We start from the raw sequence: 21,259 nt of genomic DNA, 5'->3' as shown, positions 1-21,259 counted from the left end.
AGATGACTTTGGGCATGACGGCGGATGTGGAGAGCGTCGCGCGCGAGCTGCGCGAACGGGGCGAGGCGTTTGCCTTTGCGACCATCCTGCGCACGGTCGGCGCGACAGCCGCGAAACCCGGCGCCAAGGCGGTGCTTGGTGCAGACGGCATGATCCTGCACGGCTGGCTGGGCGGCGGATGCACGCGTGGCGCGGTCAAGGCGGCGGTGTTGCGGGCGCTCGACGAGGGCAGGCCGCAACTCGTATCCGTAGCGCCCGAAGAGGTGCTGTCGGATCTGGGCGTCTCGCCCGGTGACGAGCTCGACGGGCGGCGCTATGCCCGCAATGGCTGCCCGTCCAAGGGCGCCATCGAGATCTTCGTCGAACCCTGCCTGCCGGTGCCGGAACTGGTAGTGCTCGGCGGCTCGCCCGTGGCGCAGGCGCTGGCCGCGCTGGCCCCGCAGTTCCACTGGCAGGTGCGCGGCACCGTGCCGGACGAAACGCGCGGGCCGGGCCAGCGGATCGTCGTCATCGCCACGCAGGGGCAGGCGGATCTCGACGCGCTGAAATCGGCGCTGGCGCAGCCTTTCGACCACGTGGCCTTTGTCGGCAGCCGCCGGAAATTCGCGGCCTTGGCGGCCACCCTGAAGAAGGACGGCATCGACCCCGCCCGGGTCGATGCGGTGCGCGCGCCAGCCGGGCTCGATATCGGGGCGGTGACGCCCGAAGAGATCGCTCTGTCGATCTTGGCCGAGCTGGTTCATGTGCGCCGGCGGCGTGCGCCGTCATGACGTGGCTGGCCCGGCTTATGTGCCGACTTGCCCCGACCAAGGAGCAGGCCGAGCGGCTTGCCGAGATACGTTTCCCCTGTTGCTGAGGATGACAAGACCATGGAACTGAACGACGAAATCACGATCAACGCACCCCGCGACCGTGTCTATGCGGCGCTCAACGACCCTGAGGTGCTCAAGCGGTGCATTCCCGGATGCGAGGAACTGGTCAAGCATTCCGACACCGAACTCGAGGCCCGTGTCGTGCTCAAGGTCGGGCCGGTGAAGGCGAAGTTCGGTGGCACCGTCACGCTGGACACCGCAGGCGCACCGGAGTCGTTTTCGCTGACCGGGCAGGGCAATGGCGGCGCGGCTGGCCATGCCAAGGGCGGCGCCGATGTGACCCTGACGGCTTTAGACCCGGACACGACCCTGCTGCGCTACGATGCCAAGGCCGAGGTGTCGGGCAAGCTGGCCCAGCTGGGCAGCCGTCTCATTCAGGGGACGGCCCGGAAGCTGGCGGCCAAGTTCTTTGAGAACTTCGCCGAGGTCGTGGAGGAACGGGTCGCGGGCTGAACCCGGTTCCTGACTTTCTGTGCGGGTCGCGCCATTGTCGTGGCCCGCGCGCCGTCCAATCGAATCGCGCAATCTGCTGACGCCGCGCACCGTGCGGCTGCACAATGGCGCCGAACCGGTCCGGGACCGGAAGGGGCCATCTCTGTGCTGACCGGCGATCAGTGCGCCTTTGTACTCGCGCATGAAGCCCGCCGAAATGGGCTATGTCGCATGGTTTGCTGGATTTTTCGCCCCACGTCCCCGTGCCGGGATCATCACCCAGAGCCGCAGTGAAGCTTCCCGTTGGATCGCACCGATCCGGCGGGCCCAAGGCTTTGCACCTCGCTGCCGTGCAGGAAATAAACACAGATGAACTTTTAATTGACACAACTGAACATTTTGAAAATAGTGGCGACATCATACCAAAAGGCGCGCCATGTCCACCGATCCCCTTCTCCAGCCGTACCAGCTCAAGCATCTGACGCTGCGCAACCGCATCATGACCACCAGCCATGAACCGGCCTATCCCGAGGACGGCATGCCCAAGGGCCGCTATACCGCCTACCACGCGGAACGCGCCAAGGCGGGCGTGGCGCTGGCGATGACGGCGGGCTCGGCGGCGGTGTCGAAGGACAGCCCTCCGGTCTTCAACAACATCCTCGCCTACAAGGACGAGGTGGTGCCCTATATCAAGCAGCTGACCGATGCCTGCCACGACAATGGCTGCGCGGTGATGATCCAGCTGACGCATCTGGGCCGCCGCACCCGCTGGGACAAGGGCGACTGGCTGCCCTCCGTGTCTTCGACGATGCACCGCGAACCGGCGCACCGCGCCTTCCCGAAGCGCGCCGAGGATTGGGATATCGAGCGCATCATCACCGATTTCGCCGACGCCACCGAGCGGATGAAGGCGGGCGGCATGGACGGGATCGAGCTGCAGGTCTATGGCCACCTGCTCGATCAATTCTGGTCGCCGCTGACCAACGATCTCGACGGGCCTTACGGCGGCCAGACCCTCGACAGCCGGATGAAGCTGCTGATGGACGTGCTGGCCGGCATCCGCAAGCGGGTGGGCGACGAGTTCATCGTCGGGTTGCGCTACACGGCGGATGAGGCCGAGGCCGGCGGCATCACCGCAGAAGAAGGCATCGAGATTTCGAAAAAGCTGGCGCAGTCGGGCATGGTCGACTTCCTCAACGTGATCCGGGGCCGCATCCACACCGATCCGGCGATGACCGACGTGATCCCGGTGCAGGGGATGAAGAACGCCCCGCATCTGGATTTCGCAGGCGCGGTCAAGGCCGCGACCGGCATGCCCACCTTCCACGCCGCCAAGATCCCCGATGTGGCGACCGCGCGCCATGCCATCGCCTCGGGCCTGCTCGATATGGTCGGCATGACCCGCGCCCACATGGCCGACCCGCATGTGGTGAAGAAGATCATGGAGGGGCGCGAGGAGGACATCCGCCCCTGCGTCGGCGCGACCTACTGTCTGGACCGCATCTATCAGGGCGGCATGGCCCTGTGCATCCACAACCCGGCGACCGGGCGCGAGGAAACCATGCCGCACACCATCCCCCCCGCCGACACGGCGAAGAAGGTGGTGATCGTCGGTGCCGGCCCCGCCGGGCTGGAGGCGGCGCGGGTGGCGGCGGAACGGGGTCATGACGTCACCGTGTTCGAGGCCCAGCCCGATCCCGGTGGACAGGTCCGCCTGACCGCGCAAAACCCGCGCCGCCGCGAGATGATCTCCATCATCGACTGGCGCATGGCGCAATGCGCGGCGCGCGACGTGGCCTTCCACTTCAACACATGGGCCGAGGCCGAGGACGTCACCGCGCTGAGCCCCGATGTGGTAATCGTCGCCACCGGCGGCATGCCCAATACGGGCCTATTCGAGGACCCCGCCGAGCAGCCCTTGATCGTGTCCTCGTGGGACCTGATCTCGGGCGATGTGAAGCCGGGGCAGGACGTTCTGATCTTTGACGAGGCGGGCGATCACGCAGGTCTGATGGCCGCCGAGGTCGCCGCGCAAGCAGGCGCCAAGGTCGAGGTGATGACCCCCGACCGCAGCTTTGCCCCCGAGGTGATGGCGATGAACCTTGTGCCTTACATGCGCGCGCTGCAGGACAAGGACGTGACCTTCACCGTCACCCGCCGCCTGAAAGCGGTCGAGAAGGACGGCAACCGGCTGAAGGCCCTGATCGGCACGGATTACAGCGGTTTCACCAGTGAAAAGACCTATGACCAAGTGGTCGTGAACTACGGCACCCTGCCGCTGGACGACCTGTATTTCGACCTCAAGGACCTGTCCACCAACGGCGGCGCGGTCGATCACGAGGCGCTGATCGAGGGCCGTCCGCAGGCCGTGACGCGCAACCCGCAAGGCAGCTTCCAGCTGTTCCGCATCGGCGACGCGGTCAGCGCGCGCAACACCCACGCCGCCATCTACGACGCGCTCCGGCTGGTCAAGGACATCTGACGGTGCGGTCGTCCAAGACGATCCACGTCATCTCGGCCCATGCCGAAGGCGAGGTGGGTGACGTGATCGTGGGCGGCGTGCTGCCGCCGCCCGGCGATACGATCTGGACGCAATCCCGCTGGATCGCCCGCGACCAGACCCTGCGGAACTTCGTGCTGAACGAGCCACGCGGCGGGGTCTTTCGGCACGTGAACCTGCTGGTGCCGCCGAAACACCCCGAGGCCGACGCGGCCTTCATCATCATGGAGCCCGAGGACACGCCGCCCATGTCCGGGTCCAATTCCATCTGCGTGGCCACCGTTCTGCTCGATGGCGGGCTGGTGCCGATGGTCGAGCCGGTGACGGAGATGGTGCTGGAGGCCCCCGGCGGGCTGGTGCGCGTCCGGGCCGACTGCCGCGATGGCAAGGCAGAGCGCATTCATGTCCAGAACGTCGCCTCCTTCGCCGGTGAATTGGACCGCAGGCTGGAGGTCGCGGGGATCGGCACCCTGACCGTGGATACCGCCTATGGCGGTGACAGTTTCGTGGTCGTCGACGCCGCCGCGATGGGGTTTGCGCTGGTCGAGGATGAGGCGCATGACATCGCCAAACTCGGCGTGCAGATCACCAACGCTGCCAATGCACGGATCGGATTCCACCATCCGGAAAACCCGGACTGGCGGCACATTTCCTTTTGCCTCTTCGCCGGGCCTTTGACGCAAACCACCAACGGTCTGGAAACCGCCGCCGCCGTGGCGATCCAGCCGGGCAAGGTGGACCGCTCCCCCACCGGCACGGCGTTGAGCGCGCGCATGGCGCTGCTGCAGGCCCGTGGCGTGATGAAAACCGGCGACCGCTTGACCGCGCGCTCGCTGATCGGCTCGACCTTTTCGGGCACGATCCTTGGTGCAACCACCGTGGGCGACCGCCCCGCCATCCGCCCTGAAATCTCGGGCCGTGGCTGGATCACCGGCATCCATCAACACATGCTGGACCCAAGCGATCCGTGGCCCGAAGGGTACCGGCTTTCGGATACATGGGGCGCGCGCTGACGCGGACTGGCGCGATGCCGATGCCCTGCAAGACGCGCTGATCCTTCGCCGCAGCCCCGCGTCCAATGGCGACCGCGTGCCATTCGACCCCGACGGAGTCGTTTGTAGTCGTCTCCGCTTCGCAATCCGTCACGAGCCGACTCGGTCCTGCGCTCATTCTATGGGCAACCCCAGAGGAGGCCGCCATGACCGAGACACTGACCCGCCCCCGCGCCCGCTCCGGCGGCCGCTCTGCCCGCCGCACCCTGCGCACCACCCGCGACTTCACCATGCTGCCGGGCCTGACCCGGGCCTTGCCGCTATGCGAGGTGATGGATGGCGCGCAAGTCGAACAGATCGACGCGGCCTCGATGAATATCCTCGAAAATGTTGGCGTGCAGTTCCGCGATCCGATCGCGCTGGCAGACTGGAAGCGGGTGGGCGCCAAGGTCGTGGGCGAGATGGTCTATCTGGACCGTGGTCTCGTGCGCGACCTGATCGCGACGATCCCGGCGGATTTCACCTATTCCGCGCGCAACCCGGCCAAGAATGTGCGCCTTGGCGGGCCGCACTCGATCTTCGTGCCGATGACCGGCGCGCCCTATCTGCGCGACCTCGACGACGTGCGGCGCAACCCGACGCTTGACGATCTGGCGATGTTCCACAAGCTCAGCCACATGATGCCCGCCCTGCATTCCTCGGCGCATCACATCGTCGAGCCCTATGATCACCCGATCAGCCAGCGGCACCTGCGCATCACCTATTCGTCGATGAAGCATTCCGACAAGACCTTCATGGCGATGACCACCAGCCCGAAGAACGCCGAAGACGTGATGGAGATGTGCGCCATTCTCTTCGGCGAAGAGTTCATGGAGCAGAACCCGGTCACCACCGGCAATTGCAACGGCAACTCGCCTTTGGTCTGGGACGAGACGATGCTGGGCGCGATGCGCGCGCTGTGCAAGCGCAACCAACCCGTGCTGTGCTCTCCCTTCGTGCTGGGCGGCGCGAACACGCCGGCAAGCGTGCCCGCGACCGTGGCGCAGTTGAATGCCGAGGCGCTGTCGGCGCTGGCCTATACGCAGGTGATCCGGCGCGGCTGCCCGGCGATTTATGGCCACTACCTGTCTACCGTCTCGATGAAGTCCGGCGCGCCGATGGCAGGCACGCCCGAGATCAGCCTCATGAACTTCATGATCGGCCAGATGGCGCGCTTCTACGGCGTGCCGTGGCGGACCTCGAACACGCTGGGCGGGGCCAAGACCTTTGACGCGCAGGCGGGCTATGAATCCGCCACCACCCTGTCGGCGGTGCTGCATGCGGGCGCGAACTACATCTGGCACAGTGCTGGGTGGAACGAGGCCGGGATGCACTGTTCCGTTGCCAAGTTCGTGGTCGATGCGGAACAATGCGCCATGGGCTACCGCATGGCGCAGGGGCCGCAATGGGGCGATTTCGACCAAGCGCTGGCGGCGGTGCCGGATGTGGGCCCGGGCGGGCATTACCTTGGCCATCCGCACACGCAGGACAACTTCCAAACCGCGTTCTTCATGCCCGAACTCTTCGACAACAACTCGATCGAGCAATGGGCCGCCGAAGGATCGAAAGAGATCACCCAGCGCGCGCTGGAACATGCCCGCAAGCTCTTGTCCGAGTATCAGGAACCGACCCTGGACGAGGCCAAGAACGAGGCGCTGCTGGATTACATCGCCCGCCGCGAGCGCGAGATCCCGGCAGCGGATGCGCTGAACCAGGAGTATTGACGGTTCCCTCCTCAACTGGACCCGCCGCTCCCGGCGGGTCTTTTCTGTCGGGCGGTATGCATGGGGCCAAGGAAGGACCAGAACATGACACGGTTTCACGGCAAGGTCGCACTGGTCACCGGCGGGCGCAGCGGCATCGGTCAGGCCATCGCCCGGCGCCTGACCCGTGAAGGCGCGCAGGTGTTCACCGCGCAGCGGGGGCCGGACCCTGACTGCGAACATGTCGCGGCCGATTTCAGCGACCCGGCCAGCCCCGATGCGGTAGTCGCCGAGGTGGTGCGCCGGGCCGGGCGGCTGGACGTGCTGGTGAACAATGCGGGCATGATGCAAGAGGCGCGGGTCGAGGACATGTCGCTCGACGATTGGAACCGGTCCGTCATGATCAACCTGACCGCGCCCTTCCTGATGATCCGCGCCGCGCTGCCGCATCTGCGCAAGACGCGCGGCAGCATCGTCAACACCGGCTCGATCGAGGGGCTGGGCGCGAACCCGAACCATGCCGCCTATTGCGCGACCAAGGCCGGGCTGCACGGGCTGACCCGCGCCGTCGCGGTCGATCACGGGGCCGAGGGCATCCGCTGCAACGCGGTCGCGCCGGGCTGGATCGACACTGATCTGAACACCGCCATGATCGACGGCATGCCCGACCCTGAGGGCTTTCGCGACGAGATCGCGCGGATTCATCCCGCTGGCCGGACCGGGCGGCCCGAGGAGGTGGCCGCGCTGGTCGCGTTCCTCGCGTCAGAGGAAAGCGGTTTCATCACCGGGCAGGTCTACGCCGTCGATGGCGGGCGCATGGCCAAGCTGAGCCTGCCGCAGGTTTGATACCCCCGTAGGGGCCTTATTCGTTCCCGGCGCGCCATTCCTTCCAGCGCAGCACGGCATTTGCGCCGATCTGCTGAAAGGGCTGCGGGGGCAGGCGTTTGGGCTTTGACTCGGAGGTGAAGTGGCGGGTGATGGCGCTGTCGACCCCGCAGGCCAGTTCCGCCGCGCCGATCCCGGTCAGGGTGCCGCGCGCGGTGCCAAGCCCGTTCTGCACGCAGCCCGAGAACAGCCCGTCGTCGAGTTGGCGCATGACGGACACGCCATTCAGCGTCAGGCACAGATGCCCGGACCAGGCGTGCTCCATCCGCATCCCGGCCAATTGCGGAAAGCGCTGGTCGAACTTGCGCTGCATCACGCGGGCGGCGCGGGCCACATGGCCCGGCCCTATCCGGCGCCCCGGCGCAAGCGTCGCGCAAGTGCGCGTCACGATGCGGTTGCCGCCCTGGCCGGTGTCGATCCGGCGCACGGTGGTGCCCATCGGGTCCGAGGGCGTGATGCCCCAGCGGCTGTGACCGCCCAGCTTGGTCAATGCGTCTGCGTCCAGTTCCGGCGTCATGACGGCATAAAGGAACAACTGCATCAGCCGCCCCTTTTCAAAGCCAAAGCTTTCGAGATGGCCGTTCACCGTGAGGATCACGCGGCCCGCGCTGACATGGCCCTGCGCCGTCTCGACCTTCCACGCCTGACCCTGTCGGGTCAGCGCGGTGACGGCGCTGGTCTCATGGATCGTCACGCCCGCCCGCGACAGCCCGGCGGCCAGACCCCGGATATAGCCCGCGGGCTGAAGCATCACCGTGCCGGGCGTATACAGCCCGGAGCGGTAATGCCGCGAGCCGGTCAGCGCAGCCATGTCTTGCGCGTCCAGCATTTCAGACCCTTCGCCCAGCGAGGCGAGGTGTTGCGCGTAGCTTTCGTTATGCGCATGGGCCGTGTCGCTGGCCGCGCCGTTCACCTTGCCCGCGCGGTCAAAGAAATTGCTGTCGATCTGGTAGGCATCGACCGCCTCACCGGCAAAGCCGATGGCATGCCGATTGAGCGCGATCATCGCGCGGTCATCACCCGCCCCGGCGTAATCCTCCGATGTCAGCTCATGCGGCAGGTCGATCATGAAGCCGGAATTGCGGCCTGCCGAGCCTTCGGCAATGCGGCCCGCCTCTAGCACCACGACAGAGGCCTGCGGTTGCAGTTGCAGCACCCGGCGCGCGGCGGACAGCCCGGCAAAACCCGCACCGATGATGACCACGTCCGCCGTCCGCGCGCCGTCCAGCGCGGGGCGCACGGGCGCGGGGCCCAGGATCGTGTTCCAGGCCGCCGGTCCGGGAAGAACCGGCAGACGGCTTACGCGCATCCCCGTCAATCGACGGCCTCATCCGCGTCATCGCTCAGGTCGATCCAGATCGTCTTGAGTTGGGTGTACTGGTCATGCGCGTGGATGCCGTTGTCGCGCCCGCCGAAGCCCGATTGCTTGAACCCGCCGAAGGGGGTCGTGCTGTCGCCCTCGCCAAAGCTGTTGACCGTCACGGTGCCGGCCCGGATCGCCCGCGCGCCGCGGAGCGCGCGTTTGACATTGGCGGTAAAGATCGACGCCGCCAGCCCGTATTCGGTGTCATTGGCCATGGCGATCGCCGCGTCAAAGCTGTCCACGGTCAGCACCGACAGGACCGGGCCGAAGATCTCCTCCCGCGCCTGTGGGGCGTCGGCGGTGACTTCAAGGATTGTCGGCTCGACGAAGCCGTCCTTGGCGCTGCCGCCCATCACCACCTTCGGCCCTTTGCCGAGATAGGAGCAGACCTTGTCGAAGTGATCCTTCGACACCAGCGCGCCCACCCGGTTCACCGGGTCGAGCGGATCGCCCATCGGCCATTCGCGGGCATGCGCCTTGATCCGGTCCAGAAGCGCATCCTTGACGCCCTTCTGCACGATGAGGCGCGAGGAGGCGGAACAGTTCTCGCCCATGTTCCAGAAGGCACCGTTGACCACATGCGCCGCCACGCGGTCGAGGTTCTCGGCATCGTCCAGCACCACGGCCGGGTTCTTGCCCCCCATCTCAAGCGTGACTTCCTTAAGGTTGCTCTCGGCGGCGTAGCGCAAGAAACGGCGGCCGGTTTCAGTTGAGCCGGTAAAACTGAGCGCGTCCACATCCATGTGACGGCCCAGCGGCTCGCCCACATCCGGGCCGGTGCCGGGCAGCACGTTGAAGACACCGGCGGGCACCCCCGCCTCCATCGCCAGTTCGGCGACCCGCAGCGCGGTGAGGGACGTTTCCTCGGCCGGTTTCACGATCACCGAACAGCCCGCCGCCAGCGCCGGGCCGATCTTCCACGCCAGCATCAAAAGCGGGAAGTTCCACGGCAGCACAAGCCCCACGACCCCCACGGGCTCACGCACCACCATCGCGATGTGATCGTCCGAGGCGGGCGAGACCTGGTCATAGATCTTGTCGATCAACTCGGCATGCCACTTGAGGCAGTTGATCGTCTCCGGCACGTCTACGGTTTCGCAATCGTAGATCGTCTTGCCGGAATCGAGGCTTTCCATCACAGCCAGTTCGCGGGCATTGCGCGTCAGCAGCTTGGCAAGGCGGATCAGCACCGCCTTGCGCTCGGACGGATGCAGGCGCGACCAGCGCCCGTCCTCAAACGCCTCACGCGCCTTTTCCACCGCAAAATCAACGTCCTCTGCGCCGCAGGCCGCCACCTTGGCCAGCACCGCGCCCGTTGCCGGGTTGATCGTGTCGAAGGTCGCGCCCGACGCGGCGGGCCGGAAGCTGCCATCGACAAAGGCCTGTGTCGGCAGGTCCAGATCTGCTGCGATGGCCTTGTATTCCTCGGTTGTCAAAAGGTCGCTCATTCTGCTGCCTCCGCCTGAGTGCCGGCGTTTGCCCCGGCTTCGATTTCGGCCACGGTGCGTTTCAGCACGCGGACCACCTGTTCCAATTGCCGCTTGTCGTCCTTGTTCAGAGGGCGCAGGGGTGGGCGCGGCGGACCGGCGTAGTTGCCCATCATCTCGCAGCCATGCTTGACGCATTGGATGAACTTGCCGCCCTGTTCGAGCACCCGCATCAGGGGCATCATCGCCGACATGATCCGGCGGCCCTTGTCAAAGTCGCCCTCCACCCGGCAGGCGTTCCACAGCGCGATGTGCTCCTTTGGCAGGAAGTTGGACCCGGCGCAGACCCAGCTGCGCGCGCCCCAGGCAAAGAATTCCAGCGCCTGATCGTCCATGCCGCAGGACATCTGGATATGCGGATAATCCCGCGCCAGCAGGTGCACACGGTTGATATCGCCCGAGGATTCCTTGATCGCGCAGAAATTGCGGCTGCGCCCGACGCGGTCGAGGAATTCCTCGCCCATGTCGATGCCCATGCGGCCGGGATAGTTATAGAGCATGATCGGCAGGTCGGCGGCGCGGTCGATTGCCAGCGCGTTCAGCGCGTTTTCGCGCTCGGTCGGCACGGCATAGGGCGGCGAGCCGACCAGCAGCGCGGCGGCACCGATCCTGGCCGCATGTTCGGCCATGGCCACGGAATCGGGCAGGCGGATCGCCACGGTGCCGACGATCAGCGGCAGCCGGTCGCCGATCACGTCCTTGACGAAGCTGGCCAGTTCCATCCGCTCTTCAAGGCTCTGGGCATAGTATTCGCCCGTCGAGCCACCATTGATCAGCCCATGCACGCCTGCCTCGATCAGATACTCGATCTGGGCGACCAGCGCGTCACGGTCGATGCTGCCATCCGCGCGGTGCGGCGTGATGACAGGCGTATAAATGCCGTCGAATTTCATGAGGCTCCTTTCTGGCCCAGAGCGCCCGGCGCGGGGCCAAGCGGGATCTGCATGCCAACTGGTGTGACAAAGCTTTCGATTTCGACCCGCGACAGTTCCCAATGATCAAGGGCAAGCTGGGCTGCGCCATCGGCGTCGCCAGCCTCGATCAGAGCGATGAACTGGTCGTGCTGGTCGGCGGCGACATTGCGCTGCGCGGCCATCGTCTGGTTGCGGGGGTTGTAAAACGACATGCCGATGCGCGTGTGGTCGATCAGCAGGCGCCGCAGGCTGGGCGTCAGGAATTCGTTATCGGCCATCTCGCCGATGATCGCGTGAAAGCGCTGGTTCATCAGGGCACGCTCCGCCGTTTCGCCGTCGCGGATCGCCTTGCGGAACAGGGTCTGCGTGTCCTTCAGCCGCATGATCTGCGCCTCGGTCGCGTGTTCGGCGGCCAGCCGCGAGACGGCGGAATAGAGCATCGGCGCGGCCATGAAGAAATTGCGCATCGTCTTGTGCGTCATCGGCGCGACCTGCGCACCGCGATTTTGATGCAGGACGACGTATCCCTCACCGGCAAGCTGGTTGAACACCTCGCGCAGGGGCGGGCGGGAGATCTCGTAGGATTCGGACAGTTCGGCCTCTTCGAGGTAGCTGCCCGGCTCGAAATCCTGCGTCAGAATCCGTCGGCGAAGGTCCTCGACGCAGCGCGCCTTCTTGCTGATTGATCGTCCGCTCATGGGTCCGCCTCCTGAACAGTCATGCCGCAAGGGGGCTTGCGACAGGTTTCGGCACGACCGTGTGTAGTCTAATAAAAGACATCTTGTCTACACAAGACATTCATGCGATCTCCAACGCGATGGAGGACCACATGGCAGAGCAATCCGATGATGCGGTGATCCGCTGCGAAGACGTCTGGAAAATCTTTGAAAAGCGCGCGACAGCGGCTCTTGAAGCCATCCGCGCAGCGCTTTTCCGGTAAGGGCACCGCGCATGTCGGGACCACAACATATCGTTTTCGCACTGGTCGACGACTTCACCCATATGGCGTTCGCCTGTGCGGTGGACCCCTTGCGCATCGCCAACCTGATCTCTGGTCAGACCTTGTACCGATGGTCCTACGCCTCTCTCGACGGGCAGACCGCCAGCAGTTCCGATGGCACCCGGATCGAGGTGCAGCATCGGTTTGACGCGCTCCCCGATTGCGATCGGCTGTTCGTGCTTTCGGGCATCAGGATGCAATCCAAGGACCATTCCGTTCTGCTCAATGCCCTGCGGCGCAAGGACCGGATGAGCACAACCCGGATCGGAGCGTTGTGTTCGGGCAGTTGGGTGCTGGCACTTGGCGGGTTCCTGAACGGTCGGGAGGCCGCGATTCACTGGGAATATCACGACAGCTTCATGGAGAAATTCCCCGAAGTCAGCCTGCTTCGGAACGTCTTCGTCTCGGATGCAAAGCATCCCACCGCCTCCGGTGGCACCGCCACGGCGGACCTGATGCTGCACATGATTGCCGAGGACCACGGCAGCGACCTGTCCTTCGCGGTGGCCGACCAGATGGTCTACACCGCCGTCCGAGAGGCCACGGCGGAACAGAAAGTGTCGCTTCAATCGCGCAGCGGCATGCGCAATCCCCATCTTGCCGCCGCAATTGCCCGCATGAAGGAACAGCTCGAAGACCCGATTTCGCCGTCCGAGATCGCGCGCGAGCTTGGCATCTCGACGCGACAGCTGGAGCGGCTCTTTGGCAAGTATCTCAACGCGTCCCCCAAGAAATACTACATGGAGATGCGGCTGGAACGCGCGCGCCACCTACTTGTTCAGACCGAAATGTCGATCATGGACGTGGCCGTCGCCTGCGGCTTTGAAAGCCCGGGGCATTTCTCGCGGGTCTACAGGACCGCCTTTGGCTGCACACCGATGATGCAGCGCGGCAGGCTGGGCTAGGGCACAGGCCCCGCCATCAGCCCTTGACCCCGGCCGAGATCATGACCGCCTCTGTCACGCGCTTCTGGAAGATCAGGTAGCCGATGATCACCGGCGCCGCCGCCAGCAGGGCCAGCGCCATCATGCGCGCATAGAACACGCCGAAGCTGTCATTGACCTGCGTGATGCCGACCGGGATGGTCATCATGCTTTCGCTCGTCACCACGAGGAACGGCCAGAAGAAGTTGTTCCACGCGCTGATGAAGGTGATGATCGCCAGCGCCGCCGTGATGCCCCAGTTCAGCGGCAGGTAGAGCTTGAACAGCAGGGTGAACTCGCCCCCGCCATCCAGCAGGACGGCCTCGCGCATTTCCTTCGGGATCGCGTCGAAGAACTGTTTGTAGACGATCACCACGACCGGCACGATCAACTGCGGCAGGATGATCCCCCACCACGAATTGACCAGCCCAAGGTCGCTCATCAACACGAATTGTGCGACATAGAGCGCGGGTACCGGCACCATGAAGCTGGCCACCACGACCAGATACAACAACCGCCGCCCCGGAAAGCGCAGTTGCGACAGCGCATAGGCGCACATCATCCCGGTGATCAGCACGATCACGGTGATGATCAGCGAGGTGCCGACGGAATTGAGATACCAGATCGGCAGTTTCGAGGTCGACAGCACCTCGATATAGGCGGAGAAGTTCAACTCGTCGATCCAAACGCCCGCATCGGAGACGATGCGGTTTTCGCTGCGCAGCGAGGTGGTCAGCGCCCAGTACAGCGGAAAGATCCAGATCGCGGCGGCGATCAGCACCAGCGCGGAAAAGGCGATGTTGCGGCCCTGTTTCGCGGTCATTTGCGGCGCCCTCCGATGCGGAGCAGTTGGAATTGCAGGACGGATACGATGACGATGATCCCGAACAGCACCATGGCGATGGCCGAGGCATAGCCGCCATTGTTCAGCTGGAACGCCTCGCGATACATCTGCATCAGTACCACGTAAGAGGAATTGAACGGCCCCCCGTTGGACAGCAGGTAGACCTGATCGAACAGTTTCAATTGCAGGATCAGTTGCAGCGTCAGCACCAGCGCCGTGATCGGCCACAGAAGCGGCCATGTCACCCGCCAGAAGCGTTGCCACGCGGTGGCGCCGTCAAGCGCGGCGGCCTCGTACAGATCATCGGGGATGTTGCGCAGCCCGGCGATGAACAGCAGCACGTTGAACCCATTGGTCCACCAGATCGTCACCACGGCGATCATCGGCATGACCCAATAGGGGTTCTTGAACACGGGCACCGGCTTGCCCGTCACCGCCTCGATCAGCGGTTGCAGGATGCCGAACTGGAAATCCAGCATCCATGCCCAGATCATCGTGACGACGGAGACCGGCAGCACGTAGGGCAGGAAGAACAGCGTCAGAACCAGCGCCTGCATCCGGCCCTTCAACTTGCCCACCGCCAGCGCGATCAACAGCGCGATGATGGTGGTCGGGATGACCGTCAGCAGCACGAAGTAGAAGTTGTTCCAGACCGAGGTATAGAACAGCCGGTCACTGAACAGCTTGATGTAGTTGTCGAGCCCGATCCAGTTGCCTTCGCCGATCAGCGGCGCGTCGGTAAAGCTCAGCGCGATGACCTTGTAGGTCGGATACAGGAAAAAGACGCCGAAGATGATGAGGAAGGGCGCGACCAGCAGGATCGCATCCCGCACTTCCCGGCGGCGGCGCGTGGCGATGGACATGGCGACCTCCCTTTGTCATCTGGCGGAGTCCGGAGGCACGCGCGGCGCCCCCGGTCGTCTTGGATCAGTCCAGCAGACCTTGCAACTGGTCCTTCATCTGGGCGGCGGCATCCTCGGCGCTGAGGAAGCCATGCACCGCCGGCGCGATCAGGTTGTCCACCGCGTCATAGATCGGCGAGGCGACACCGGCGATCTTGGACCGGGGGTCAAAGGCCGCGTTGTCCGCCAAGGACACGTAGGTGGCGTTGGGTTGCAGTTCCGCATATTCGGCGCTTTCGACGGTGGGTTTGTAGGCGGGGATATGGCCCGCGCCCGCCCATGCCAGCGAATGTTCCTGCATCCAGCCGATCACCGCCAACACCGCGTCGCGCTTTTCCTGCGTCATCTCGGGGTCGTTCGGGATGGCAAAGGCGTGGCTGTCCGCCCAAGTGGCGGGCTGGTCCATCATCTGCGGCACCTCGTTGGCGAACCACTCAAAACCCAGCGAGCCGTCCTCGGTCTGGTCCTTGAAGGTCGGGACCTCCCAAACACCGTTGATGTGCAGCACCGATTTCCTGCCCGAGAACAGCGCGACCGATGCCTCATAGGCGGCCTGTTCGGGGATCAGCCCGGCTGCGCGCCAGTCGGCCAGCGTCTGGATCGCGGTCACGGCCTTGTCCATGTTGTCGCCCGCCAGCACTTCGCCATCGGTCAGGATCTCGCCGCCCTGCTGGCTGAGCAGGGTGTAGAACATCCGCCATGTGCCGCCGCCGCCCTCGGACTGGAAGCTGAGCGGGTCGGAAAAGCCCTGCTCCTTGGCCCATGTCAGCAGGTTGGTCATGTCCTCGATCGAGTTGATGTTGGTCAGGTTGCCATCATCGTCCAGCCATTCCGTGCCCTCCAGCGCCGTGCGGTTGTAGTGCACGACGACCGCGTGGATGTCGAAGGGGATCGCCATCAGCTGGCCATCATCGGTGGACGCGGCGGTGATCGACGCCTCGAAGAAGTCGTCCTTGGACAGGCCGGCGGTTTCCAGATCGGCATCCGAGATCGGCGACAGCACGTCCTCTTCCAGCGCCAAGGGCAGGCGCGAGAGGTGATAGGTCATGATGTCGGGGCCTGCGCCCACGGCAACGGATGTCCGCACCTTGGTGTAGAAGGGCAGGCCCCATTCCAGCGTCGTGCCCTCGATCTGGATGTCGGGGTGTTCTTCGTTGAACTGGCTGATCAGCGCCTTCATCCGGACGCCGTCGCCGCCTGCGAGGAAATCCCACCATTCGACCTCGACCTGCGCCCATGCGGGGCTGCACAGGCCAGTGATCAGGGCGGTGGTGGCCGCCAGCTTGGACAATGTGTGTTTCATTTCAGTCCTCCTCCTTGTTGTCGGTGTTTCACCGAATGCGGTCCCCTTCCGGGGTGAACGCGAAAATGCGGTCGGTCTGCGGGGTGACGGTCTGCACGGTGCCGTGCATGTTGTGGCGCGCGCCGGTCTGCTGAAAGATCACCGGGTCGCCGCCGTCGAGCGTGCCATGCTGGTAGGACACGCCGCCCAGTTCCTCGGCCACGTCGACGGTGACGCGCATGCCCTCGCCCTCGGTCACGACCAGATGTTCGGGGCGCATGCCCAGCACGACGGTCGCGCCGGGATCGGGCGGCGCGGTCAGGTCCACGTCAAAGGCCACGTCCGGCTGCCCTTCGAGCCGGGCGCGTATACCGGTATCGGTCCGGTCCTCCACCGTGGCATTGAAGAAATTCATCGAGGGCGAGCCGATGAACCCGGCGACAAAGCGGTTGCTTGGGTCGTCATACAGGTCCAGCGGCGCGCCCGATTGCTGCACATAGCCGCCTTGCAGGACAAAGATCACGTCGGCCAGCGTCATGGCTTCGACCTGATCATGGGTGACGTAGATCATCGTCGCACCCAGCTTTTGATGCAGACGGGCCAGTTCCAGCCGCATCGCGACGCGCAGCTCTGCATCCAGATTGGACAAGGGTTCGTCGAACAGGAACACATCCGGGTCGCGCACGATGGCCCGCCCGATGGCGACGCGCTGGCGCTGGCCGCCCGACAGTTGCGAGGGCTTCTTGTCCAGATGGTCGGTCAGTTGCAGGATCTGCGCCGCCTCAACGACCTTGTCCTTGACCTCGGCCTTGGGGCGTTTCGCAAGGCGCAGGCTGAAGGCCATGTTCTCGAACACCGACAAGTGCGGATACAGCGCGTAGGACTGGAACACCATCGCCACGCCGCGATCCGCCGGGTCGAAATCGGTCACGTCGCGGTCGCTGATGATGATCTTGCCGCCGCTGGTTTCCTCCAGCCCCGCGATCATCCGCAGAAGCGTGGACTTGCCGCAGCCCGACGGCCCGACAAAGACCGCGAATTGCCCGCGTTCGATATCGATATCGACGCCGCGAATGACCTGAACCGCGCCGAAATCCTTCGTCACGCCCCGCAGGTGTACGCCGGTGTCCTCCATGCTGGCTCCTCCCTTTTGTGCCGTGCCTACGATCCGACCGACAGCCGGATGACGCTGTAGGAAAAGGCGGGCAGCGTGCCCTTGACCGCGCCATCGACCACGCCGAGGTCCTCGCCCTTGCGCGGTTTGATCCGGTCCGGCTCGTCCTTGGTGTTGGCCACGCGCGCCTGCGCGTGATCGCCGCCCATGACCTGATGATCGACAAGCTGCAGATTGGTGAACCCGTGCAGCGCAAGGTCGAGTTCCATCGGCTCATCGAGGCTGCGATTGATGGCGAATACGGTGATCGAGGTGCCATCCGGGGCCAGCACGGCCGCCAAGTCGAGATAGTTCACATCCTGCGCCGCGTCCGCGTCATAGCGCGGGCTGTCCACCGCCACGTTCAGCGCCGTCCCACGCCCGTAGAGGCTGGCGAATTGGTAAGGATAGTAGATCGACGTCGCCCATGCCTTGCCACCCCGTTCGGCGCGGATCGGCGCGATGACGTTCACCAATTGCGCAATGCAGGCGATCTTGACCCGGTCGGAGCGGCGGATGAATTCGTTCAGCAGCCCGCCGACAAAGATCGCGTCTTCGAGGTTGTAATCCTCTTCGAGCAGCGCGGGGGCCTCTGGCCAATCCCAACTGTGCCAGTTCTTACTGTCCTGCTCGCGGTTGTGATACCAGACGTTCCATTCGTCGAAGCATATATAGATGTCGTGCTTCGACCGCTTCTTGGCCTTCACATAATCGATCACCCCGGCGATGGACTGGATATAGCGCCCGGTTTCCTCGATCTTGGCGAAGTAGTTCAGGGTGTTGCGGCTGGAATTGCCGAAATACTTGTGCAGCGAGATGTAGTCGACATTCTCGTAGCATTCCTCCAGCACCTGACGTTCCCAATCGGGATAGGTTGGCATTTCGTCGTTCGAAGACCCGCACACCACGGTTTCTATGCCGCCGCCGAACGCCTTCACTGCCTTGGATGTCTCGTCCGCCAGACGCCCGTATTCCTTGGCCTCCATGTGGCCGATCTGCCAAGGGCCGTCCATCTCATTGCCAAGGCACCACATCTTGACGCCATAGGGGTCGGCCACGCCATGGCTGCGGCGCAGATCGCTCCAATACGTCCCCGAGGGATGGTTGCAATACTCGACGAAGTTGCGCGCCTCTTCGATGCCGCGCGTGCCGAGGTTGACGGCCAGCATCATCTCGATACCCGCGTCCTTGGCCCAACCGGCGAATTCGTTGATGCCCACCTGATTGGTTTCCTTGGACCGCCACGCAAGGTCCAGCCGCACGGGGCGGTCTTCCTTCGGGCCGATGCCGTCCTCCCATTTGTAGGCAGAGACAAAGTTGCCGCCCGGATAGCGGATCGCCGGGATTTCCAGCCCCCGCACCAGATCGAGCACGTCCTTGCGAAAGCCCTGCGCGTTGGCGGTGGGGTGCCCCGGTTCGTAGATGCCGCTGTAAATGGCGCGGCCCATATGTTCGATGAATGCCGAATACAGGCGGTCGTCGATGCGCGCGATGCTGAAATCGCGGTGGATTGTTGCGCGGCCTTTCATGTCCCCTCCCGGTGCGAATCTTGCTTGAGGAGGACCCTACGCACCTACGGCGTTAACAGAAATTTACATTTTCTACATTCGCGTTGACAGCATTGGTAACGCGCGGTCCCGCAGCTATTTCAACCGCGCGCGCACCCGCTCCAGCAGGGTCCGGGCGGCTTGCGACATCAGCCTGTCACGCGGACACAACACGTAATAGGGCTCGATCGAGATCGGTTTTTGCGTCTCCAACAGCACGAGATCGGCGTTGTAGGGCGGCGACAGCAGCAGGTCAGCGACTTCCTGCGTGATGACCGCGATCACGTCCGAGTCCCGCAAAAGCGCCATGATCGCGACCACCGACGCGGTCTTGATCAGGTTTTCCGGCAGGTCGATGCCCTCGTCATGAAAGGCGATTTCCAGCGCGTGCCGGATCGGTGCGCCCCGGTCCTGCATCGTCCACATCGCATCCTGCAGATCGGCCAGCGCAACCGGCCCGGCCTCTGCCAAGGGGTGGCCACGCCGCACCATCAACAGCACCGATTCCGTCTGCGCGGGCGTGATGTCGAAATCGCGTGAATAGTCGTCCGACCCGACCCGGCTGAGGGTAAAGTCGAACTCGCCGCGTTCGAGCCCATGCATCAGTTGCGCGGTCGAGGAGACGTCCAGCGAAACATCCACGAGGGGCGACTCGCGTTTCATCTCGAGGATGGCGGGGATCACGATCGCCAGCGCGCCGCCGGTCACCGCGCCCACACGGACCGCGCCCCCCTTGCCAGCGAGATGCGCATCGAATTCCGCTGCCATCTGGTCGACATCATGCACCAGCTTGCTTGCATGCCGCACCAACACCGCGCCTGCGGGGGTCGGCACCATTCCCTTCGGCCTGCGCTCGAACAGTTCGGTGTCCAGTTGGGTTTCCATGTCGGTCAACATGCGCGAGGCGGCGGGCGTCGTCATGCCGCACAGATCCGCCGCCAGCCGCAACTTGCCCAGCTGCGCAATCGCGGCGATCAGGCGCAGCTGCACCGGTCTCAGCGAACGAAGATAAAGACTCACTCCCGGTGTTCTCCCCAAGACCAGACCCAGGAACAGGGCCGTCGGTGGCCCTGTGCCGTGCAAGCTTAACCGCGCTGTCGGCCTGTTCAAGCCGTCAAGCCGCGCGCCAGAGTTGCGCGATCCGGCTCTGTCGCACGACGATCCGACAAAGGGCGCAGACAGCGGCGTGCAGACGCCTTACAAGTATCCGCGCGACGTGACCCGAAAGGGTATCCTTGACCTGCTGACCCGCGCGCATGTCGGGCAGCGCCCCCCAGCCAACGGATAGGACGCCATGACCGACCAGACCCAGATCGCCTATTTCACCGAGGAAGCCTCGGCCGAGACCGTCAACGCGCGTGTCTCCGACGATGCCGATGCGCGGTTGAAGACCGTCATGGAAAGCCTCGTCAAACACCTGCATGCTTTCGTCAAGGACGTGGAGCTGACGCAGGACGAATGGGGCGTGGCCATCGACTTTCTGACGCGCACCGGCCAGATCTGCGGCGGCAACCGGCAGGAATTCATCCTGCTGTCGGATGTGCTGGGCGTCTCGATGCTGGTCGATGCGATCAACAACCGCCGCCCCAGCGGGGCCACGGAAAACACCGTGCTTGGCCCGTTCCACGTCGATGGCGTGCCGGATTACGAGATGGGCGCCAACATCACCAAGGCAGGCGGACGCGAGACCTGCCGGTTCTTCGGCACAGTCACCGATCTGGATGGCCACCCGGTCGCGGGCGCCCGCATCGACGTCTGGAGCGACAGCGAGGACGGGTTCTACGACGTGCAGCAACCGGATGTGCAGCCCCGGCACAACAACCGCGGTGTGTTCACCACCGGGGCGGATGGCAAATACTGGTTCGACGGGATCAAGCCCGTCTCATACCCCATCCCGGATGATGGGCCCGTGGGGCAAATGCTGGGGCATCTCGGGCGGCATCCCTATCGCCCCGCTCATATGCATTTCATCGTCAGCGCAGAGGGCTTCGACCCGGTCACCACGCATACCTTCGTCGCGGGCGACGACTATTTGACCTCGGACGCGGTGTTCGGGGTGAAACAGTCGTTGATCGCGACGTTCGACCCGGTCGAAGGCGGCGAGACAAGATGGCAATCACGGTACGATTTCGTGCTGCAGCGATCCTGACCCAAGGTCAGATACCGTCTTTAACTAAGTTGCATGTGTCGCAACGCGGAGAAGGAGCCTCGATGCCCGACAGGTCAAGGATCTTGAACGGTTCGCGACCGAGCTTTGCGACGGCTGCACCAGAATAATGGCCAGCGCACATCAGTTTCGGGTTCCGACAATTCACAACATAACCTCGATTATCCGCGCGTCACCTGTAGCCGCAAAGTTAAAGTGTCCCACATCTGCAAATCAGAAGTGTCACACTTCCCCTGTTGCTGACAGGATTGGAG

Annotated in this window: 19 protein-coding genes; 9 read left to right on the top strand and 10 right to left on the bottom strand. The window is 64.3% G+C overall.

Annotation, left to right across the window (positions count from 1 at the left end; all coding sequences use genetic code 11):
- Positions 1-2: 2 nt before the first annotated feature.
- The 6 genes from D8Z78_RS22650 to D8Z78_RS22625 all read left to right on the top strand — a co-directional run bounded on the left by D8Z78_RS22650 (position 3) and on the right by D8Z78_RS22625 (position 7,384).
- Positions 3-770, top strand: coding sequence for an XdhC family protein (locus D8Z78_RS22650; protein ID WP_240672232.1), 768 nt, complete (start codon positions 3-5; stop codon positions 768-770).
- 99 nt (positions 771-869) lie between these two features.
- Positions 870-1,325, top strand: coding sequence for an SRPBCC family protein (locus D8Z78_RS22645; RefSeq protein ID WP_121633113.1), 456 nt, complete (start codon positions 870-872; stop codon positions 1,323-1,325).
- A 415-nt stretch (positions 1,326-1,740) separates the two neighbouring features.
- The gene (locus tag D8Z78_RS22640) at positions 1,741-3,786 is read left to right on the top strand and encodes an NADH:flavin oxidoreductase (RefSeq protein WP_121633115.1); all 2,046 of its coding nucleotides are present in this window, start codon (positions 1,741-1,743) and stop codon (positions 3,784-3,786) included.
- Between the two features lie 2 nt (positions 3,787-3,788).
- The gene (locus tag D8Z78_RS22635; protein WP_121633117.1) at positions 3,789-4,817 is read left to right on the top strand and encodes a trans-3-hydroxy-L-proline dehydratase; all 1,029 of its coding nucleotides are present in this window, start codon (positions 3,789-3,791) and stop codon (positions 4,815-4,817) included.
- 185 nt (positions 4,818-5,002) lie between these two features.
- Positions 5,003-6,559 carry a trimethylamine methyltransferase family protein gene (locus tag D8Z78_RS22630; RefSeq protein ID WP_121633120.1) on the top strand — a complete coding sequence of 519 codons (1,557 nt, stop codon included), beginning with the start codon at positions 5,003-5,005 and terminating at the stop codon, positions 6,557-6,559.
- A gap of 84 nt (positions 6,560-6,643) precedes the next feature.
- A complete protein-coding gene (locus tag D8Z78_RS22625) occupies positions 6,644-7,384 on the top strand; it encodes an SDR family NAD(P)-dependent oxidoreductase (protein ID WP_121633122.1) in 741 nt (246 codons plus the stop codon).
- 16 nt (positions 7,385-7,400) lie between these two features.
- Here the strand turns inward: D8Z78_RS22625 and D8Z78_RS22620 are convergent, their stop codons facing one another.
- Genes D8Z78_RS22620 through D8Z78_RS22605 form a run of 4 tightly spaced genes read right to left on the bottom strand, consistent with a single transcriptional unit; the run spans position 7,401 to position 11,885 of the window.
- On the bottom strand, positions 7,401-8,732 hold the full coding sequence (locus D8Z78_RS22620; protein ID WP_121633124.1) for an NAD(P)/FAD-dependent oxidoreductase: 1,332 nt from the start codon (positions 8,730-8,732) through the stop codon (positions 7,401-7,403).
- A 5-nt stretch (positions 8,733-8,737) separates the two neighbouring features.
- Positions 8,738-10,234 carry an aldehyde dehydrogenase gene (locus D8Z78_RS22615; protein ID WP_121633126.1) on the bottom strand — a complete coding sequence of 499 codons (1,497 nt, stop codon included), beginning with the start codon at positions 10,232-10,234 and terminating at the stop codon, positions 8,738-8,740.
- The gene (locus D8Z78_RS22610; RefSeq protein ID WP_121633128.1) at positions 10,231-11,166 is read right to left on the bottom strand and encodes a dihydrodipicolinate synthase family protein; all 936 of its coding nucleotides are present in this window, start codon (positions 11,164-11,166) and stop codon (positions 10,231-10,233) included. The genes D8Z78_RS22615 and D8Z78_RS22610 overlap by 4 nt, the downstream gene beginning before the upstream one ends.
- The gene (locus D8Z78_RS22605; protein WP_121633130.1) at positions 11,163-11,885 is read right to left on the bottom strand and encodes a GntR family transcriptional regulator; all 723 of its coding nucleotides are present in this window, start codon (positions 11,883-11,885) and stop codon (positions 11,163-11,165) included. Before D8Z78_RS22605 ends, D8Z78_RS22610 begins: the two co-directional genes overlap by 4 nt.
- Before the next feature lie 253 nt (positions 11,886-12,138).
- On the opposite strand from D8Z78_RS22605, the gene D8Z78_RS22600 reads away from it, so the two are divergent.
- Positions 12,139-13,092 carry a GlxA family transcriptional regulator gene (locus tag D8Z78_RS22600; RefSeq protein ID WP_121633132.1) on the top strand — a complete coding sequence of 318 codons (954 nt, stop codon included), beginning with the start codon at positions 12,139-12,141 and terminating at the stop codon, positions 13,090-13,092.
- A gap of 16 nt (positions 13,093-13,108) precedes the next feature.
- Here the strand turns inward: D8Z78_RS22600 and D8Z78_RS22595 are convergent, their stop codons facing one another.
- The 6 genes from D8Z78_RS22595 to D8Z78_RS22570 all read right to left on the bottom strand — a co-directional run bounded on the left by D8Z78_RS22595 (position 13,109) and on the right by D8Z78_RS22570 (position 19,858).
- Positions 13,109-13,933 carry a carbohydrate ABC transporter permease gene (locus D8Z78_RS22595; protein ID WP_121633134.1) on the bottom strand — a complete coding sequence of 275 codons (825 nt, stop codon included), beginning with the start codon at positions 13,931-13,933 and terminating at the stop codon, positions 13,109-13,111.
- On the bottom strand, positions 13,930-14,817 hold the full coding sequence (locus D8Z78_RS22590; protein WP_121633136.1) for a carbohydrate ABC transporter permease: 888 nt from the start codon (positions 14,815-14,817) through the stop codon (positions 13,930-13,932). The genes D8Z78_RS22595 and D8Z78_RS22590 overlap by 4 nt, the downstream gene beginning before the upstream one ends.
- Positions 14,818-14,881: 64 nt before the next feature.
- Positions 14,882-16,159 carry an extracellular solute-binding protein gene (locus D8Z78_RS22585; RefSeq protein ID WP_121633139.1) on the bottom strand — a complete coding sequence of 426 codons (1,278 nt, stop codon included), beginning with the start codon at positions 16,157-16,159 and terminating at the stop codon, positions 14,882-14,884.
- 28 nt (positions 16,160-16,187) lie between these two features.
- Complete coding sequence (locus tag D8Z78_RS22580) at positions 16,188-17,273, bottom strand: ABC transporter ATP-binding protein (RefSeq protein ID WP_121633141.1); 1,086 nt, start codon at positions 17,271-17,273, stop codon at positions 16,188-16,190.
- Between the two features lie 26 nt (positions 17,274-17,299).
- Positions 17,300-18,820 carry an arabinosylfuranosidase ArfA gene (gene arfA, locus D8Z78_RS22575; protein ID WP_121633143.1) on the bottom strand — a complete coding sequence of 507 codons (1,521 nt, stop codon included), beginning with the start codon at positions 18,818-18,820 and terminating at the stop codon, positions 17,300-17,302.
- Positions 18,821-18,934: 114 nt separating this feature from the next.
- Complete coding sequence (locus tag D8Z78_RS22570; protein ID WP_121633145.1) at positions 18,935-19,858, bottom strand: LysR family transcriptional regulator; 924 nt, start codon at positions 19,856-19,858, stop codon at positions 18,935-18,937.
- A 52-nt stretch (positions 19,859-19,910) separates the two neighbouring features.
- Here D8Z78_RS22570 and D8Z78_RS22565 point away from each other — a divergent pair, with 52 nt between their 5' ends.
- Together D8Z78_RS22565 and D8Z78_RS22560 are read left to right on the top strand one after the other, a co-directional pair.
- Positions 19,911-20,126: a hypothetical protein gene (locus D8Z78_RS22565; RefSeq protein ID WP_128910893.1), complete on the top strand. Its 216-nt coding sequence runs from the start codon at positions 19,911-19,913 to the stop codon at positions 20,124-20,126.
- Between the two features lie 6 nt (positions 20,127-20,132).
- Positions 20,133-20,987, top strand: coding sequence for a dioxygenase family protein (locus tag D8Z78_RS22560; RefSeq protein WP_121633147.1), 855 nt, complete (start codon positions 20,133-20,135; stop codon positions 20,985-20,987).
- Positions 20,988-21,259 lie beyond the last annotated feature (272 nt).

The sequence above is a fragment of the Tropicibacter alexandrii genome (assembly GCF_003667315.2).
GTDB classification, from domain to species: domain Bacteria; phylum Pseudomonadota; class Alphaproteobacteria; order Rhodobacterales; family Rhodobacteraceae; genus Tropicibacter; species Tropicibacter alexandrii.
This window is presented reverse-complemented; position numbering and strand designations above follow the sequence as displayed.

Bases quoted from the DNA above. Each gene is read 5' to 3' on its own strand.
- D8Z78_RS22630 (WP_121633120.1), top strand. From the start codon at position 5,003: ATGACCGAGACACTGACCCGCCCCCGCGCCCGCTCCGGCGGCCGCTCT.
- D8Z78_RS22645 (WP_121633113.1), top strand. From the start codon at position 870: ATGGAACTGAACGACGAAATCACGATCAACGCACCCCGCGACCGTGTC.
- D8Z78_RS22600 (WP_121633132.1), top strand. From the start codon at position 12,139: ATGTCGGGACCACAACATATCGTTTTCGCACTGGTCGACGACTTCACC.
- arfA (WP_121633143.1), bottom strand. From the start codon at position 18,820: ATGAAAGGCCGCGCAACAATCCACCGCGATTTCAGCATCGCGCGCATC.
- D8Z78_RS22595 (WP_121633134.1), bottom strand. From the start codon at position 13,933: ATGACCGCGAAACAGGGCCGCAACATCGCCTTTTCCGCGCTGGTGCTG.
- D8Z78_RS22610 (WP_121633128.1), bottom strand. From the start codon at position 11,166: ATGAAATTCGACGGCATTTATACGCCTGTCATCACGCCGCACCGCGCG.
- D8Z78_RS22625 (WP_121633122.1), top strand. From the start codon at position 6,644: ATGACACGGTTTCACGGCAAGGTCGCACTGGTCACCGGCGGGCGCAGC.
- D8Z78_RS22585 (WP_121633139.1), bottom strand. From the start codon at position 16,159: ATGAAACACACATTGTCCAAGCTGGCGGCCACCACCGCCCTGATCACT.
- D8Z78_RS22650 (WP_240672232.1), top strand. From the start codon at position 3: ATGACTTTGGGCATGACGGCGGATGTGGAGAGCGTCGCGCGCGAGCTG.
- D8Z78_RS22605 (WP_121633130.1), bottom strand. From the start codon at position 11,885: ATGAGCGGACGATCAATCAGCAAGAAGGCGCGCTGCGTCGAGGACCTT.
- D8Z78_RS22640 (WP_121633115.1), top strand. From the start codon at position 1,741: ATGTCCACCGATCCCCTTCTCCAGCCGTACCAGCTCAAGCATCTGACG.
- D8Z78_RS22615 (WP_121633126.1), bottom strand. From the start codon at position 10,234: ATGAGCGACCTTTTGACAACCGAGGAATACAAGGCCATCGCAGCAGAT.
- D8Z78_RS22560 (WP_121633147.1), top strand. From the start codon at position 20,133: ATGACCGACCAGACCCAGATCGCCTATTTCACCGAGGAAGCCTCGGCC.
- D8Z78_RS22590 (WP_121633136.1), bottom strand. From the start codon at position 14,817: ATGTCCATCGCCACGCGCCGCCGCCGGGAAGTGCGGGATGCGATCCTG.
- D8Z78_RS22580 (WP_121633141.1), bottom strand. From the start codon at position 17,273: ATGGAGGACACCGGCGTACACCTGCGGGGCGTGACGAAGGATTTCGGC.
- D8Z78_RS22620 (WP_121633124.1), bottom strand. From the start codon at position 8,732: ATGCGCGTAAGCCGTCTGCCGGTTCTTCCCGGACCGGCGGCCTGGAAC.